We start from the raw sequence: 15,246 nt of genomic DNA, 5'->3' as shown, positions 1-15,246 counted from the left end.
AGCAAAATCGCGTTTATTAGAAATTTTTTCTTACGGGCGGCCGCGCGCAAAGTTTATACTCCCGCCCATGCCGCCGAAGACCTATTCCCAGCCCCCCCACCGTGTAGTCATCGTAGGGGGCGGCGCGGGCGGACTGGAGCTGGCCGCGCAGCTGGGCCGGCTCCACGGGCCGGACCACGTCACTCTGGTGGACTCCCGGCCTTTCCATATCTGGAAACCGTCGCTGCACGAAGTGGCCGCCGGCACCATGGATATCCATCAGGAAGGCCTGTCTTATCTGGTGCTCGCTCACATGAACGGCTTCCGTTTCGTGCTGGGCAGCATGGAAAGCGTGGATCGCGCGCAGCAGACCATCACCATCGCCACGGTCACCGACGCCAAGGGCGTGCCGGTCATCCCGCAGCGCGCCCTGCCCTATGACACGCTGGTGGTGTCCATCGGCAGCCAATCGAATTTCTTCAATACGCCCGGCGCCGCGCAGCACGCCGTGACCCTGGACTCCACGGAAAACGCCGAGCAGTTCCGCGTCACCATGCTGAAGGCAATGATCCAGGTGGATCAGGCCAAGGTCCACAACCCGACGGCGCGCTTGAACCTGGTCATCGTCGGCGGTGGCGCTACCGGCGTGGAACTGGCGGTTGAACTGCATGAGGCCGGCCGGGTGGTCAGCGCCTACGGCTTGCCCAGTTTCGATCCGGACCGCGATCTCACCATTACCTTGATCGAGGGCGCGGACCGTATCCTGGCGGCCCTGCCGGAAAAACTGTCGGCCGCCGCGCACCGCCGCCTGACCGAATTGAGCATCAAGATCGAGACCGGCCGCCGCGTCGCGGAGGTCACGGACAACCGCGTGAAGACCGCGGACGGCAGCGAGTTTCCCGCCCTGCTGTGCATCTGGGCGGCAGGCATCCAGGGCCCGGCCGTACTGGGCACGCTGGATCTGCCCTTGAACCGCATCCGCCAGCTGGAAGTGAATGAGCGCCTGGAAACGTCCGACCCGCACGTGCTGGCGCTGGGCGATTGCGCCGCCGCGCCATGGGCGGGCCACGGCAACGTGCCCGCGCGGGCCCAGGCAGCACACCAGCAGGCGACCTACCTGGCGCGCAAGATCAGCTGTCGTATCCGGCACCAGCCGGAACCTGGTCAGCCCTTCCAGTACCACGATCGCGGCTCGCTCGTTTCATTGGGCCAGGGCGCCGGCATCGGCAGCCTGATGGGCAAGCTGGCGGGACGCGGCCTGTTCGTAAGCGGTACACTGGCACGCCTGATGTACATGAGCCTGCACCTGATGCATCACCGCGCGGTGCTGGGCATCTGGCGCACCCTGTGCCTGGCGTTGGCCCGCATGCTGATGCGGCGCACGCGGGCCCGGGTCAAGCTGCACTGAATTCGTCACCGTATCCCCATGAACTTCAAGCAAAAACTCGACCAAGCCTGGTCCACGACCAACTCGCTGCTGACGGTGGGATTGGACCCGGATCCGGGTCGCCTGCCTGCCGAGCTGGCCGGCAAGTCCGATGCCATCTTCCAGTTCTGCAAGGGTATCGTCGACGCGACGGCGCCTTATGCGTGCAGCTTCAAGCCGCAAATCGCTTACTTCGCCGCCCATCGCGCGGAAGACCAGCTGGAAGCGCTGTGCCAGCACATCCGTGCCGAGCATCCGCATCTGCCCATCATCCTTGACGCCAAGCGCGGCGACATCGGCTCGACCGCCGAGCAGTACGCGCGCGAGGCCTTCGAACGCTATCAAGCAGACTCCGTGACGGTCAGCCCGTATATGGGCCTGGACTCGGTGGAACCGTATCTGGGCTGGAGCGATCGCGGCGTGTTCGTGTTGTGCCGCACCTCGAACCCGGGCGGGTCGGACCTGCAGTTCCTCAAGACCGAGAACGGTCAGCCGCTGTATCTGCACGTGGCTGGCCTGGTTGCCGATATCTGGAATCGCCAGGGCCAATGCGGCCTGGTGGTGGGCGCCACCTTCCCCAATGAGCTCGCGCTGGTGCGTGAGCGCATCGGCCCGGACGTTCCCCTGCTGATTCCCGGCATCGGCGCCCAAGGCGGCGACATCACCGCCACCGTCAACAACGCCCGTAACCCGGCCGGCACCGGCATGCTGATCAACTCCTCCCGCGCGATTCTCTACGCGTCGGGCGGCGAGGATTGGCGCGAGGCCGCGGCCGAGTCGGCGCGCAACTTCCGCGATCAGATCAACGCGGTGCGTTGAGGCGCGCAATTCCCCGCCCCCGGCGCGGGAAGAAAAAACGGCATGGCCCTTTCTGGCATGCCGTTTTTTTTCGCCTGCCGGCTTGAAAAGGTTGCGTGACGCAACTATATTGCTTGCACGACGCAACCATTTAGCAGCCTTGCCACAAGGCGCCAGCTGCCGCCCCAACAGCGCCGCCGGGATCGATACCATGGACATCACCGATTACCCTGCCCCGTCGCGCGACGCGACGATCCACGAACTACGGGAGTTCTCGCGCAAGCTCGTACGAGAACTGGGCTTCATGCGGTCCACCCTGGCGGACAGCGATCTGGCCCCTTCGGCGGTGCATGCGGTCATTGAAATCGGCGCAGCGCCGGGCATCAGCGCGAAAGCCCTGGGGGAAATCCTGCGCCTGGACAAGTCGAACACCAGCCGCCAGGTGGCGCGACTGGAGGCCAGCGGCCTGCTCGAACGCGCCCCCGCCGCCAACGGCGATGCGCGCTCGTCCGCCCTGTACCTGACGGATGCCGGCCAGAAGCTGCGCCGCAAGATCGATCGCTACGCCACCGACCAGGTGTCCCACGCGCTACGCCGCATGGTGCCCGCCGACCAGCAGACGCTGGTGCGGTCGCTAGCGCTGTACGCCGATGCCCTGGCGCAAGACAACCAGGCCAAAGCGGCACCCGCCGACGCGTCGGCCACGCGGGTCATGGCAAGCGAACCGGCCGGCGCCATCGTCGAAGGCTATCAAGCGGGCTGCATAGGCGATATCGCCAGCCTGCATGGGCGCTATTACTCGCGCCATTGGGGCTTCGGTGCGTACTTCGAGCAGAAGGTGGCCACCGGGCTCGCCGAGTTCGTCGGCAACCTGCCTGCCGCGGGCAAGGCGCTATGGCTCTATGTCGAAAACGGCCGTTGCCTTGCATCGCTCGCGATAGACGGAGACCCGCGCACCCGGATCGCTCATCTGCGCTGGTTCATCGTCGACGACAGCCTGCGCGGCACGGGTGTCGGGCGCCGCCTGATGGCACTGGCCATGGCCTTCGTGGATGCACGGTATGACGAGACCTATCTGTGGACCTTCAAGGGACTGGACGCCGCGCGCCACCTGTATGAGTCGCACGGCTTCACGCTGACGGAAGAGGCAGAAGGCGACCGGTGGGGCACCCGGGTGACGGAACAGCGATTCACTCGCACTCCTGCGTGACGTACTTCACGAACGCCTCTTCGAGCGTGGTGGCTTCGCAGGCCGCTGATGATCCAGCGCGATGCTGCCCTCGAAGGCGTCGTTCACCGGCTGCTCCACTCCGGGTTGATGCGCAAACGCCACAGGCCATAAGCACCCAGCACGGCGGACAACAGAACCTGCGCCGCCAGGACCGGGACCACCATGGCTTCCGCGATGGCATCCGACATGAAGTGGGCCGCGGCACAAAACGGATTCATGTAAAGCAGAACGGGATTGGGCGCCGCCCTGGCCGCCTGCGACGCCACCCCCGCCACGACCGCGATGGTCATGAAGACCGACATGATGCTGCTCGCGGACCGGAAGGTGAGCGGCAAGGCCGCGATGAAAATGGCCGCGAACATGAAGCAGGCCACCGTTAACGTGTACTTGGCCAGTAGCAGCAGAAGCGGCGCCATGCCGATGTCCGTCAGCGTATAGGAGGTGATGGCCAGGAAGGCCAGGCCATAACCCAGGGCCATGATCATGGACGCCAGATACTGCGCCATCAGAAAGCGTCCGCGCCGCGCCGGACTGTTCAGGAAAGAACGGACAAAACCGCTTTCCCGCCGGCCGACCAGATACAGACCGAAGCCGGTGGCGGCGACGAACAGGGCGATATAGGCCAGGCACCATGCGGCCCGATCCACGTAAAGCTCCGCGGACAGGTAAGGGCCGCTATCCACGGGGGCGGTCAGGATCAGCCAGGCGATAGGGGCCGCGAACGACCAGAATATCCCGATCGGTTCCCGCAACTGCTCGACGACGAAGATGCGGACACACTTGACCAGTGCAAGAGACATGGCGGAACACTCCAGGAAAGCGTCAGGTTTTCCTGGGTTTCATCTATCTCCAGCAAGTTCCGTCATGGCTTGCGGAAATTTCGCGGCGCGGTGCGACATTTTCCGCATTCACCGCGATGGCGAGGCTCAGACGACGTCGAGTTCCGCCTCGCGTACGCCCATCATTTCCAGCACGCCGCGCAGCGCGAACAGCACCGCGGCATTGCGCACCTGCGCGCGATCGCCCTGAAACGTATGGGTGGCGGCCAGGCTGGTAATGCCTTCCCCCGCCCGCATGGCGAAGCCGAAACACACCAGGCCCACCGGCTTGCCCGGCGTGCCGCCTTCGGGTCCGGCGATACCGGTGGTCGACACCGCGATGTGCGACCCCAGCGAAGCCAGCAACACGCCATTGGCCATTTCCAGCGCCACTGGCTCGCTGACCGCGCCGAAGTTGTCTATGGTTTCCACCGGCACCTGCAGGTCCACCACCTTGGCTTCATTGCTGTAGGTGACATAGCCCCGATCGAACCAGCGACTGGACCCGGGCACCGACGTGATGGCGCCCGCCAGCAAGCCACCCGTGCAGGATTCGGCCGTGCTCAGCATCCAGCCGCGCAGCGCCAGTTCCTTACCCAGCCGCGTGGCCAGTTCGATCACATCCCCGCCTTCATCGCGATACATCATTGCAAGACTCCCAATCGAACCAAGATGGCCATGCATAGCAAGGCATAGACCGCAGCCAGCAAATCATCAAACATCACGCCGATGCCGCCCTTGAGACGCGCATCGAAGTACTTGATCGGAGGAGGCTTCACGATATCGAAGAAGCGGAACAAAAGGAACGCCGCCAGTTGCGCGATCCAGGTAGCCGGACTCAGCCACAAGACCAGCCAAAAGGCCGCGATCTCATCCCACACCATCCCCACATGATCAGGCTCGCCGAGTTCCTTGCCGACCCGGTGGCAAACCCAGCAGCCATACACGAAGGCAAAAGCAAGAAACAGGCCCACAGCAAGATTGGACGCGCCTGACGGGAAGGCCACGCGCCACAGCAACCAGGCCATCAGCGTGCCCCACGTGCCGGACGCGGGCCGGATCAGCCCGCTGCCGAAGCCGAAGGCGATGAGGCGGGCCGGCGCGCGGCAGGTCCATCCCAGCGAGGGATAGGGCACGCGAGCGCGTTCGCGCATGGATGGCGAAATGGGCTCCTGCCCGGAATTGGGATCGGTCATGGCGTGGAAAAGTGATCGAAGCCGCGCGGCAGGTCGGTTTCAGGTTGGCCATCGGGGCCCAGCACCACCATGCCCGGCGTGGCGGTGATGCGTCCGATGGCGGTGACGGCCACACCCGCACGCGCGGCAGCGGCACGCACGGTGTCGGCTTGCTCGGGCGCCGCGGTAAAACAGAGTTCGTAGACATCGCCACCGCCCAGCAAGGCATGGCGCAGCCGGACCGGATCGATGCCCGCCAGGCTGGGCGCCGCCGGCAGGTCGGCGAACTGCAATTCCGCGCCGGCGTCGCTGGCCTTGAGCACATGGCCCAGGTCCTGCAGCAAACCGTCGGAGATGTCGATGGCGGCACTGGCCACGCCGGCCAGGGCCTGGCCCAGGGCATAACGCGGCTGCGGCCACTCCAGCGCGCCGCGGGTGGCCGCGAGCAGGCCGGGATCGGCCGGCATCTGGCCACTGAGCAAACGGTAAGCGATATCCGCGGCGCCCAGGGTGCCCGAGACCCACACCTGGTCGCCGGCACGGGCGCCATCACGGCGCAGCGCCTGGCCCGGCGCGACGGCGCCGAACACGGTGACACTGATGGCGATGCCCAGGGCACTGCCGGTGGTATCGCCGCCGATCAAGGGGCAACCGCTGGCCGCGGCCAAAGCGTGAAAACCTTCGGCGAACGCCGCCACCCAGGCGGGCTCGATGGCAGGCAGAGCCAGCCCCAGCAGGCAGCCGATGGGACCCGCGCCCATGGCGGCCAGGTCGGAAACGTTGACGGCCAGGGCTTTGTGCCCCAGCGCGCGGGGGTCGACGTCGGGGTAGAAATGGCGCCCTTCGATCAACAGGTCGGTACTGGTGGCGACCTGCATCCCCGCCGGCACGCCGAACAGGGCGCAGTCATCGCCCACGCCCAGCATGCCTGCCGGCGCGGGGCGCTTGAAGTAGCGATCGATCAGATCGAATTCGGACGCCACTGTGCCCCCTTGCGTCCGACGCGCGCCCGCTGCCGTCAGCGGCGTGCCGCGGCGGCGCGCACTTCCTGTTCGCGTACGACGGCGGCCAGCTTGTCCAGCACGCCGTTGACGAACTTGAAGCCGTCCGTGCCGCCGAAGGACTTGGCCAGCTCGACCGCCTCGTTGATGGCGACCTTGTAGGGCACTTCGACGTGATGCACCAGCTCATAGCTGCCGATCAACAGGATGCCGTGCTCGACCGGCGACAGCTCGGCCAGCGGGCGGTCCACGAAAGGCATGAAACGTTCGCGCAGGGTGGGCGCTTCACGCAGCACGCCATGCAGCAAGGTCTTGAACCATTGCGCATCGGCTTCGGAGAAGTCCTCCGCGTCGCGCAGGTGGGCGTCGATCTCGCCGGCGTCCTGGGTACCCTGGTCATTGCGCAGCAACCACGCATACACGCCCTGCAGCGCGAACTCGCGTGCGCGGCGGCGGGCGCTGCGCGCGTTGGCACGCGCCTGCGCGGCGTTATCAGCGGCCGTTGTCATCTTCGTCTTCGTCCTCGAAATCTTCGTCTTCTTCGTCCTCGTCACCTTCTTCGGGTTCGAGGGCGGCGACCAGGTTGGCCATTTCCACCGCGACCTGGGCGCAATCGCGACCCTTCACGGCGGCACGCGCCTGGGCTTGCTCGTCGGTGTCGACCGTCAGCACGCCATTGGCGATAGGAATACCGGTTTCCACCGAGATGCGGGTGATGGCGGCAGCCATTTCATTGCTGACCACTTCGAAGTGGTAGGTCTCGCCGCGGATCACCGCGCCCAGCGCCACCAGCGCATCGAATTCAAACGTTTCGGCCATCTTGGCCAGGGTCACGCCCAGTTCCAGCGCGCCAGGCACCGTCACCAGCATGACGTCGCGTTCGTCGACACCCAGTTTTTCCAGTTCTTCGAGGCAGGCATCCTGCTCGGCCTGGCCGATTTCCTCGTTGAAACGGGCGCGGACGATGCCGATGTGCAGCCCTTCGCCGTTCATATCAGGGGACAAGGTGTATGGGTTCATGAATGAGCTGCCTTATTGCGGGGTGGAATTCGGAGGATCGCAATCGTAACCGGTAATCGTCAACGCAAAGCCCGTCATGCTGGGCATCTTGCGCGGACGCGCGAGCAATTTCATCTGGCCGACGTCGAGATCGCGCAGGATCTGGGCGCCGATGCCATAGGTACGCAGCCCCATGCGGTCGCCGCCACCCGCGCCACCCTTGGTGTCGGAGGGGGCCCAGCTGGCGATCTGGCCAAACAGTTCATCGGCGGCCGCCTGCAGGTTCATCAGCACCACCACGCCGGCGGGCGCCTGGGCGATGGTCTGCAATGCCTGTGCCACGCCCCAGCTATGATCGCTGGCGCCGGTGTCCAGCACGTCCAGCACCGACGCCGGCTCGTGCACGCGCACCAGGGTTTCCTTCTGCGGATCGATCTGGCCGTTGACCAGCGCCAGGTGGGCGGAGCCCGTGGCGGTGTCGCGATAGGCGACGGCGCGGAACTTGCCCTGCGCGGTCTGCATGATGCGTTCGCCGATGCGCTGAACGATGGACTCGTGTTCGCTGCGGTACTGGATGAGGTCGGCGATGGTGCCGATCTTCAGGCCGTGTTCGCGCGCGAACGTCACCAGGTCCGGCAGGCGCGCCATGGTGCCGTCGGGTTTGAGGATTTCGCAGATGACCGCGGCGGGGGTCAGGCCGGCCATGGCGGTAAGGTCGCAGCCGGCTTCGGTATGGCCGGCGCGCATCAGCACGCCGCCGGGCACCGCACGTACGGGGAAGATGTGGCCAGGCTGGACCAGGTCGGCCGGGCGCGCGTCCCGAGCCACCGCGGCGCGGATGGTGCGGGCACGGTCGGTGGCCGAGATGCCGGTTTCCACCCCTTCCGCCGCTTCGATGGAAACCGTGAAGTTGGTGCCGAAACGGGTGCCGTTGCGGCTGGCCATCATCGGCAGGTCCAGCTGGCGGCAGCGTTCTTCGGTCAGGGTCAAGCACACCAGGCCACGGCCGTGGGTGACCATGAAGTTGATGGCCTCGGGCGTGACGAATTCGGCGGCCATGACCAGGTCGCCTTCGTTTTCCCGATCTTCTTCGTCGACCAGGATGACGATGCGGCCGGCGCGCAGCTCGGCGATGATTTCGGTCACCGGCGCGATGCCGAACGAACCAGGTTCGGCAGGGACGGGACTCAGGTGTGCTGACATGTGAAGGACGCTTGAGCGCTTAAAGAGCTGCAAAGGGAGGGATTTTACCGCTCCCGGGGCCCGCCGCCGCGTCAAGGAGAGACGATTGAGGCGAACCGGTCAAAAATCAAAACATGTCACAAAGAGGGACGCATAGGATTACGCCGGCGAAATTAGTGACAGGAATATGAATTGTCATCAAATTTGACGCTGTGGTGGGTAAGATCCCGAGTCTCTTTTGTGGTTTCCCGGAGCGTCATGTCGGAACAGGAATTAAAGCTGCACGTGCCCGCCGCCGCGCGCAAGGCTTTGGAGCAGGAAGTCAGGCAACGCGATGCCACCCGCATCAGGTTGCATGCCATGTACTTCGACACCCCGGAACGTGAGTTGGCGCGCGCCCGCGTCGCGATCCGCTTGAGGCGTGAAGGTAATGTCTGGGTGCAGACGCTGAAGACGCCCGGCAACAATGCCATTACCCGCATCGAACTCAACCATCCGCGGCCCGGTCCCATCCTCGACCTGTCGGTCTATGCCGGCACCGAGGTCGAAGAGACCCTGGCCTGTCTGAAGGGTGAGCTGGGCCTGCGCTACGAAACCGACGTCACGCGGCTGCTGCGCAAGGTGCGCAATCGCTACGGCACGGTGGAAATCGCCTACGACCGCGGCCTGCTGCGGGCCGGCGCGCTGGAATTGCCGATCAGCGAGATCGAATTCGAGCTGATGTCGGGCAAGCCCACGGCCTTGTTCACCATGGCGCGCACCTGGTTGCGCCGCCACGGGCTGGTGATGGATGCACGCAGCAAATCCGAACGCGGCGACCGCCTGGCCCGTCTTGCCCATACCTTGGACGGCTTGCAGGACGACGCCGCCCGCACCGCGGCGATCGACGAATTCTGGGGCCCCACGGGGGCGCGCACGGTGCGCCTGAATGCCGAGATGACGCCGGCCCAGGGCCTGGCCGCGGTCGCCGCCGAGTGCCTGGACCAGGTGACGCGCAACGCGGCCGTGCTGGCCGAGGTGGACACCGACGGCGTACGCAACGCCGGGAACGCCGAACACGTGCATCAATTGCGCGTAGGCATGCGGCGCATGCGGTCGGCCTGGCGTCTGTACGACGGTTATGCGGGCCTGCCGCCGGCGAAGCTGCAGGAAGACGTGCGCGAATTCTTTTCCGCCTTCGGCGCGAATCGCGACCAGGACGTGCTGCAGGAAAGCATCATCCCTGCCCTGGTGCGCGCCGGCATGCCGACGTTTCCCATGGAAGCGCCGCCGCCTGGACCGCCTTCGCGCGAAATCGCCGCCAGCCCGGAATTCCAGGGCTGGTTGCTGGACATGCTGGAGTGGAGCCTGGACGTGCCGGCTGCCGCGACGGGCCCTGCCGCCGGACTGGCGGGGAGCGGCACGGATGCCACGGCGGAATCCACGGCCATCGCCGCCAACGGCGTGACGGCGGGCGATGCCGCGGCCGTGACGCTGGGGCTGGCCGGTGGCGAGGCGGTTTCGGAGCAGGCCCAACAGGCCGCGGCTCAAGCCGCCTTGCAGGCAGCCCGGGCCGCCGGGGCGGTGCCCGCGACGGTCGACTGGGACAGCGCCCATGCGCCGCAGATCATTCCTTCCATCATTCCGCTGGTGCCGCCCGAGCAGGAGGCGCCCGCCACCTTGCACGATCTGCTGGCCAAGCGCCTGCGTAAATGGCATCGACGCGTGCTGGACGAAGGCCGGCAGTTCGCGGCCTTGGATATCCCCAGCCGCCATGCCCTGCGCAAGCGCGCCAAGCGGCTGCGTTATGGCTTGAACTTCACCGAGTCGCTGCTGCCGTCGGCCAAGGTGCGCGACTACAAGAGCCGCCTGGCCGCGGTGCAGGATGTGCTGGGTGAGATGAACGACCTTTCCGTGGCGCACGATCTGTATCGCCAGTGGAGCGTGCAATATCCGCAGGCGTGGTTTGCGCTGGGCTGGATCAGCGCCCGTCAGGAAGAGCTGGTGGCCAAGGCCGAACACGCGTTCAAGCAGTTCGGGCACGCCAAGGCGTTCTGGAAGTAGTTTTGTATGCCGCTGGCGTGGAGGGCATCCACGCCAGCTGAGCGCACACGCGGTTGTGTGCCTATGCGCTTATTTGCTTAAGCGCTTGGCTGCTTATGTGCCGGACGACAGCAGCGCGTTGGCGAACTCGTCGGCGACGAAGGGCTGCAGATCTTCCAGGCCTTCACCCACACCGATCCAATACACGGGCACCGGGCGCACGCCCTGGCTGCCGGCGGCCACGGCCGCCAAGGTGCCGCCCTTGGCGGTGCCGTCCAGCTTGGTGACCACCAGGCCCGTCAGATTGATGGCGGCGTCGAAGGCGCGGATCTGGGCGAGCGCGTTCTGGCCGGTATTGCCGTCGATGACCAGCAGCACTTCGTGCGGGGCGTTGGCGTCGGCCTTGCCGATCACGCGGCGGATCTTCTTCAGTTCTTCCATCAAATGCAGCTGGGTCGGCAGGCGGCCGGCGGTGTCGACCATGACGACCGACGCGCCGCGCGCGCGGCCGGCGTTGACGGCGTCGAAGGCCACCGCGGCCGGGTCGCCGCCGTCCTGGGCGATGACGGCGACGTTGTTGCGGGCGCCCCATTGCATCAGTTGCTCGCGCGCGGCGGCGCGGAAGGTGTCGCCGGCGGCCAGCAGCACGCTGGCGCCTTGCTGCTGGAAGGTGAAGGCCAGCTTGCCGATGGAGGTGGTCTTGCCGGCGCCGTTGACGCCGGCGATCATCACCACCAGGGGCTTGGCGCGGGTCAGATCGAAGCGGCGTTCGAGCGGGCGCAGGTGATCGGCCAACAGGTCACGCAAGGCGTCGCGGACTTTGGCGGGGTCTTCGATGCGGTCTTTCTTGACGCGGGCGCGCAGGGCAGTGAGCAGCTTGTCGGTCGCCTCCAGGCCCGCATCGGCCATAATGAGCGCCGACTCCAGTTCCTCGAACAGGTTCTCGTCGACCTTCACGCCGATGAAGAGCCCGCCGATGCTCTGCCCGGTCCGCGACAGGCCTTTCTTCAGCCTGCTGAGCCACGAACTCTTGGCCGCCGGCTCCGGGGTGGGTGCAGGCTGCACCGGAGGTGCAGCCTGCACGGGCGTTGCGGCCTGCGCTACAGGTGCAGGCATCGGCCGCGCGGGCGGTTGCGGTTGCGGTTGCGGCGTTGGCGTGGGCCGAACGAACGGTGCCGGCTGCGCCGCCGGAGCGGCGGGCGGCGGTGCCTGGGGCACGGGCGGTGCCGATGGCACGGGCTGCGGCTGGGGCGCTGCGTTCGCGCTTGGCGTGGCGGCGGCGGCTTGGCCGTTATTGGCTCCGCCAAAGCCGCCCGCGGCCGGAGTGACTGGCTGGGGCGCAGCCCCGCCAGACACCGGCGCCGCGCCAGCGGGCGCCGGCGCGGCCGGAGGCAGCGTGGGAGGCGCCGGAGGCGCGAATGCGGGCTGTGTCACGGGTGGCACAGGCGATGCAGGCGCGGGCGCGGAAGGTGCAGGTTGCGGCGGCTCGAATGCGGGCTGCGTCACCGGCGGTGCGGCTGCAGGCTGCGGCGCAGCCGGGGTCACCGGCGGTGCGACGGTAGGCTGCGGAGCAGCCGGGACGACCGGCGGTGCGACGGTAGGCTGCGGAGCAGCCGGGACGACCGGCGGTGCGACGGTAGGCTGCGGAGCAGCCGGGACGACCGGCGGTGCGGCGGCAGGCTGCGGAGCAGCCGGAGCCACCGGCGCGGCGGGTGGTGTAGGCTGTGGCGAAGGCGGCGCGGGTTGCGCGGGAGCCGGCGCGGGCGGCGCCTCGGCTACGGGCTCGGCGGGCGCTTGAACAGCCGGCTCGGGCTTTTTTTTCTTGAAGAAGTTGAATTTTTCAAACATGGTGAACAAGTATATTCGCATCGTCGGTGGCGCTTACCGACGTACCCCCATCGCCGTCGTCGACGCGGAAGGCCTGCGCCCCACGCCAGACCGCGTCCGCGAGACGCTGTTCAACTGGCTGAACCATTTCTGGGACCACCAATACGACGACAAATCCGTATTGGACCTCTTCGCCGGCAGCGGCGCGCTCGGTTTCGAAGCCGCCTCCCGCGGCGCCGGCCACGTCCAAATGGTCGAGCGCGATCGCGCCGCCCTGTCCGCGCTGCGGACGGTGCGCGACAAACTCGACGCCAAACAGATCCGCATCCACGCCGGCGACGCGCTGGACACCCTGCGCCGCATGGACGCCACCCGCTACGACCTAGTCCTGCTGGATCCCCCCTTCGGCCAGGACTGGCTGTCCCGCATCTGGCCCCTGCTGCCCGGCATCCTCAACGACAACGCCCTGGTCTACGCCGAAAGCGAAACCCCAATAGAAACCCCGGAAAATTTCGAATTATTGCGACAGGAAAAGGCCGGCGCGGTCCACTATCACCTTTTGCAATTTGCTGCATTGCGGAAATAGGTCAATAATCGCGCTTCGGAGAGATGACATACCTATAAAACGAGGGAGTTCGCATGATCATCGCTGTATACCCAGGGACATTCGACCCGCTGACACGCGGTCACGAAGACCTCGTGCGGCGCGCCGCCACACTGTTCGACGAAGTCGTCGTGGGCATCGCGCATAGCCGCAACAAGAAGCCCTTTTTCAGCATCGACGAACGCGTGGCCATCGCTCGTGAAGTGCTGGGCCACTACCCCAACGTGCGCGTCGAAAGCTTCGGCGGCCTGCTCAAGGATTTCGTGCGCGATCAGAATGGCCGCGTGATCGTGCGCGGCCTGCGCGCCGTGTCCGACTTCGAATACGAATTCCAGATGGCCGGCATGAACCGCCATCTGCTGCCGGACGTCGAAACGCTGTTCATGACGCCGTCCGACCAATACCAGTTCATTTCCGGCACCATCGTGCGCGAAATCGCCCAGCTGGGCGGCGACGTCAGCAAGTTCGTGTTCCCGTCGGTGGAACGCTGGCTGCAGGAAAAAGCCAAGCAGCGCCGCGAACAGACCTGGGAAGGCTGACCCTCGCGCCAGCTACAGCGGAGCACCCACACGGACCGCTCCGCGCCCCTTACACCCGCCATCAGCAGGGTTGCTAGGGAACCTGGATCGGGGCCGGCGTTACAATCCTGGCATTGCTCATAATCTGCCCAGGCACCGGCCTGCCCTATCGGGGCGGTCCAAGCGCTCATCCCCATGGCTCTGAAAATCACCGATGAATGCATCAATTGCGACGTTTGCGAGCCCCAGTGCCCGAACGAAGCAATTTCCATGGGTGAGGACTACTACATCATCGACCCCGACAAGTGCACCGAATGCGTCGGCCACTTCGATGAGCCCCAATGCCAGGTAGTCTGTCCCGTCGAATGCATCGAGCTACATCCCCAATGGCATGAGGGCCAGGAAGCCCTGATGGCCAAATACCATCGCCTGACGGCGCCGCGCTGATCCCACGCCCCGCCGTCCGCATGGCATCTCCCGACTCGCTCCTGCCCGCCGCCCGTTCCGGCGATATTTCCTCGTCCGCCATCGTCGCCGGCCTGGTTGCCACGCTGGTCGGTTTCGGTGGCACTGCGGTGCTGATGGTGCAGGCGGGCCATAGCGCCGGCCTGGATGCCGCTCATATCGGATCGTGGCTGGGATCGATCTGCCTGGCGCTGGGCCTGGCAGGCGCATGGCTGAGTCTGCGCCTGCGCGCGCCCGTCGTGCTGGCCTGGTCCACCCCCGGTGCGGCCCTGTTGATCAGCGCGCTGGTTGGCGTGCCCTTCGGTGAAGCCGTCGGCGCCTTCGTGCTCGCGGCGCTGTTGGGCCTGGTCTGCGGCCTGCTCGGCTGGGTCGATCCCATCGCCCGCCGCATTCCTCCCCAGATCGCCGCGGCCATGCTGGCAGGCGTTCTTTTGAATTTCGGCATCGGTGTGTTCGGCGCCATGGGCCAGCAAGCGTGGCTCGTCATTCCCATGGGCCTGGCCTATCTGCTTTGCAAGCGCTGGGCGCCGCGCTACGCCATTCTTACCGTGCTCGCCTGCGGCATCGCCATCGCGGCCGCGCGCGGGCTGGTGCGCTTCGATGCCGATGCCTGGCAATTGACCCACTTCGTCTGGACCACACCCGAGTTCACGTGGCGCGCGGCTGTCAGCCTCGCCCTGCCCTTGTTCGTGGTGGCGATGGCGTCGCAGAATCTTCCCGGCCTGGCCATCCTGCAGGCCGCCGGCTATCGCCTGCCCGCCTCGCGCATCATCGCCGTCACCAGCGGCGTGGGCCTGGTGGCCGCGCCCTTCGGCGCGCACAGCATCACGCTGGCCGCCATCACCGCCGCGATCTGCTCGGGCAAGGAATCCCATCCGGATCCCAAGCGACGCTACGTCGCGGGCATCACCTACGGCATCGCCTATGTGGTCTTGAGCGTGGCGGCAGGCGCCGTCGCGGTGTTCTTCCAGGCCTTGCCCCCGGCGCTCATCGCGGCGCTGGCGGGACTGGCCTTGCTCAGTCCCATCATGGGTGGTCTGTCCAGCGCCATGCAGCAAGCGGAAGGTCGCGAGGCCGCCCTGATCACCGTGCTGGCCACGGCGTCCGGCATGAGCTTCTGGGGCATCGGTTCGGCCTTCTGGGGCCTGGCCGCCGGCCTGGTGGCCCATGGGCTGCTGGCGCCGCGCCGCGCGCGTTGATC

16 protein-coding genes are annotated in these 15,246 nt (G+C 66.4%); 8 read left to right on the top strand and 8 right to left on the bottom strand.

The annotated features are described in order from the left end of the window. Positions 1–67 precede the first annotated feature (67 nt). The 3 genes from ASB57_RS26105 to ASB57_RS26095 all read left to right on the top strand — a co-directional run bounded on the left by ASB57_RS26105 (position 68) and on the right by ASB57_RS26095 (position 3,413). Complete coding sequence (locus tag ASB57_RS26105) at positions 68–1,387, top strand: NAD(P)/FAD-dependent oxidoreductase (protein ID WP_057654806.1); 1,320 nt, start codon at positions 68–70, stop codon at positions 1,385–1,387. A gap of 18 nt (positions 1,388–1,405) precedes the next feature. Next, on the top strand, positions 1,406–2,224 hold the full coding sequence (gene pyrF / locus ASB57_RS26100) for an orotidine-5'-phosphate decarboxylase (protein ID WP_057654805.1): 819 nt from the start codon (positions 1,406–1,408) through the stop codon (positions 2,222–2,224). A gap of 190 nt (positions 2,225–2,414) precedes the next feature. Next, a complete protein-coding gene (locus ASB57_RS26095) occupies positions 2,415–3,413 on the top strand; it encodes a bifunctional helix-turn-helix transcriptional regulator/GNAT family N-acetyltransferase (RefSeq protein WP_057654804.1) in 999 nt (332 codons plus the stop codon). An 83-nt stretch (positions 3,414–3,496) separates the two neighbouring features. Here ASB57_RS26095 and ASB57_RS26090 read toward each other — a convergent pair whose 3' ends face one another. The 7 genes from ASB57_RS26090 to ribBA form a co-directional block, all read right to left on the bottom strand. Continuing rightward, complete coding sequence (locus ASB57_RS26090; RefSeq protein ID WP_057654803.1) at positions 3,497–4,234, bottom strand: ABC transporter permease; 738 nt, start codon at positions 4,232–4,234, stop codon at positions 3,497–3,499. Positions 4,235–4,360: 126 nt separating this feature from the next. Then, entirely contained in the window at positions 4,361–4,900 is a 540-nt protein-coding gene (locus tag ASB57_RS26085) for a CinA family protein (RefSeq protein ID WP_057654802.1), read from the bottom strand. Further along, positions 4,897–5,406 (bottom strand): phosphatidylglycerophosphatase A, encoded by a 510-nt coding sequence (locus tag ASB57_RS26080; RefSeq protein ID WP_057656459.1) that lies wholly within the window; start codon positions 5,404–5,406, stop codon positions 4,897–4,899. The genes ASB57_RS26085 and ASB57_RS26080 overlap by 4 nt, the downstream gene beginning before the upstream one ends. A 38-nt stretch (positions 5,407–5,444) precedes the next feature. Beyond that, the gene (gene thiL / locus ASB57_RS26075) at positions 5,445–6,410 is read right to left on the bottom strand and encodes a thiamine-phosphate kinase (RefSeq protein WP_057654801.1); all 966 of its coding nucleotides are present in this window, start codon (positions 6,408–6,410) and stop codon (positions 5,445–5,447) included. Positions 6,411–6,445: 35 nt separating this feature from the next. Then, positions 6,446–6,937 (bottom strand): transcription antitermination factor NusB, encoded by a 492-nt coding sequence (nusB, locus tag ASB57_RS26070; protein WP_057654800.1) that lies wholly within the window; start codon positions 6,935–6,937, stop codon positions 6,446–6,448. Continuing rightward, positions 6,921–7,448 (bottom strand): 6,7-dimethyl-8-ribityllumazine synthase, encoded by a 528-nt coding sequence (gene ribH / locus ASB57_RS26065; protein ID WP_057654799.1) that lies wholly within the window; start codon positions 7,446–7,448, stop codon positions 6,921–6,923. Before ribH ends, nusB begins: the two co-directional genes overlap by 17 nt. Positions 7,449–7,460: 12 nt before the next feature. Next, positions 7,461–8,630 carry a bifunctional 3,4-dihydroxy-2-butanone-4-phosphate synthase/GTP cyclohydrolase II gene (gene ribBA, locus ASB57_RS26060; protein WP_057654798.1) on the bottom strand — a complete coding sequence of 390 codons (1,170 nt, stop codon included), beginning with the start codon at positions 8,628–8,630 and terminating at the stop codon, positions 7,461–7,463. Positions 8,631–8,867: 237 nt separating this feature from the next. Between ribBA and ASB57_RS26055 the strand changes: the two genes are divergently transcribed. Next, on the top strand, positions 8,868–10,652 hold the full coding sequence (locus tag ASB57_RS26055) for a CYTH and CHAD domain-containing protein (protein ID WP_057654797.1): 1,785 nt from the start codon (positions 8,868–8,870) through the stop codon (positions 10,650–10,652). A gap of 93 nt (positions 10,653–10,745) precedes the next feature. Here ASB57_RS26055 and ftsY read toward each other — a convergent pair whose 3' ends face one another. Further along, positions 10,746–12,137 (bottom strand): signal recognition particle-docking protein FtsY, encoded by a 1,392-nt coding sequence (ftsY, locus tag ASB57_RS26050; RefSeq protein WP_369822763.1) that lies wholly within the window; start codon positions 12,135–12,137, stop codon positions 10,746–10,748. 340 nt (positions 12,138–12,477) lie between these two features. On the opposite strand from ftsY, the gene rsmD reads away from it, so the two are divergent. The 4 genes from rsmD to ASB57_RS26030 all read left to right on the top strand — a co-directional run bounded on the left by rsmD (position 12,478) and on the right by ASB57_RS26030 (position 15,244). Then, entirely contained in the window at positions 12,478–13,044 is a 567-nt protein-coding gene (gene rsmD, locus ASB57_RS26045) for a 16S rRNA (guanine(966)-N(2))-methyltransferase RsmD (protein ID WP_057654796.1), read from the top strand. A 53-nt stretch (positions 13,045–13,097) separates the two neighbouring features. After that, positions 13,098–13,601 carry a pantetheine-phosphate adenylyltransferase gene (gene coaD / locus ASB57_RS26040; protein WP_057654795.1) on the top strand — a complete coding sequence of 168 codons (504 nt, stop codon included), beginning with the start codon at positions 13,098–13,100 and terminating at the stop codon, positions 13,599–13,601. Positions 13,602–13,775: 174 nt separating this feature from the next. Beyond that, positions 13,776–14,027: a YfhL family 4Fe-4S dicluster ferredoxin gene (locus ASB57_RS26035; protein ID WP_057654794.1), complete on the top strand. Its 252-nt coding sequence runs from the start codon at positions 13,776–13,778 to the stop codon at positions 14,025–14,027. A 20-nt stretch (positions 14,028–14,047) separates the two neighbouring features. After that, positions 14,048–15,244, top strand: a complete 1,197-nt coding sequence (locus ASB57_RS26030) for a benzoate/H(+) symporter BenE family transporter (RefSeq protein ID WP_057654793.1) — start codon at positions 14,048–14,050, stop codon at positions 15,242–15,244. Positions 15,245–15,246 lie beyond the last annotated feature (2 nt).

It is taken from the genome of Bordetella sp. N (assembly GCF_001433395.1).
Classification (GTDB): domain Bacteria; phylum Pseudomonadota; class Gammaproteobacteria; order Burkholderiales; family Burkholderiaceae_B; genus Bordetella_C.
The sequence above is the reverse complement of the archived record's forward strand: the minus strand, read 5'-3'. Positions and strand labels throughout refer to the sequence as shown.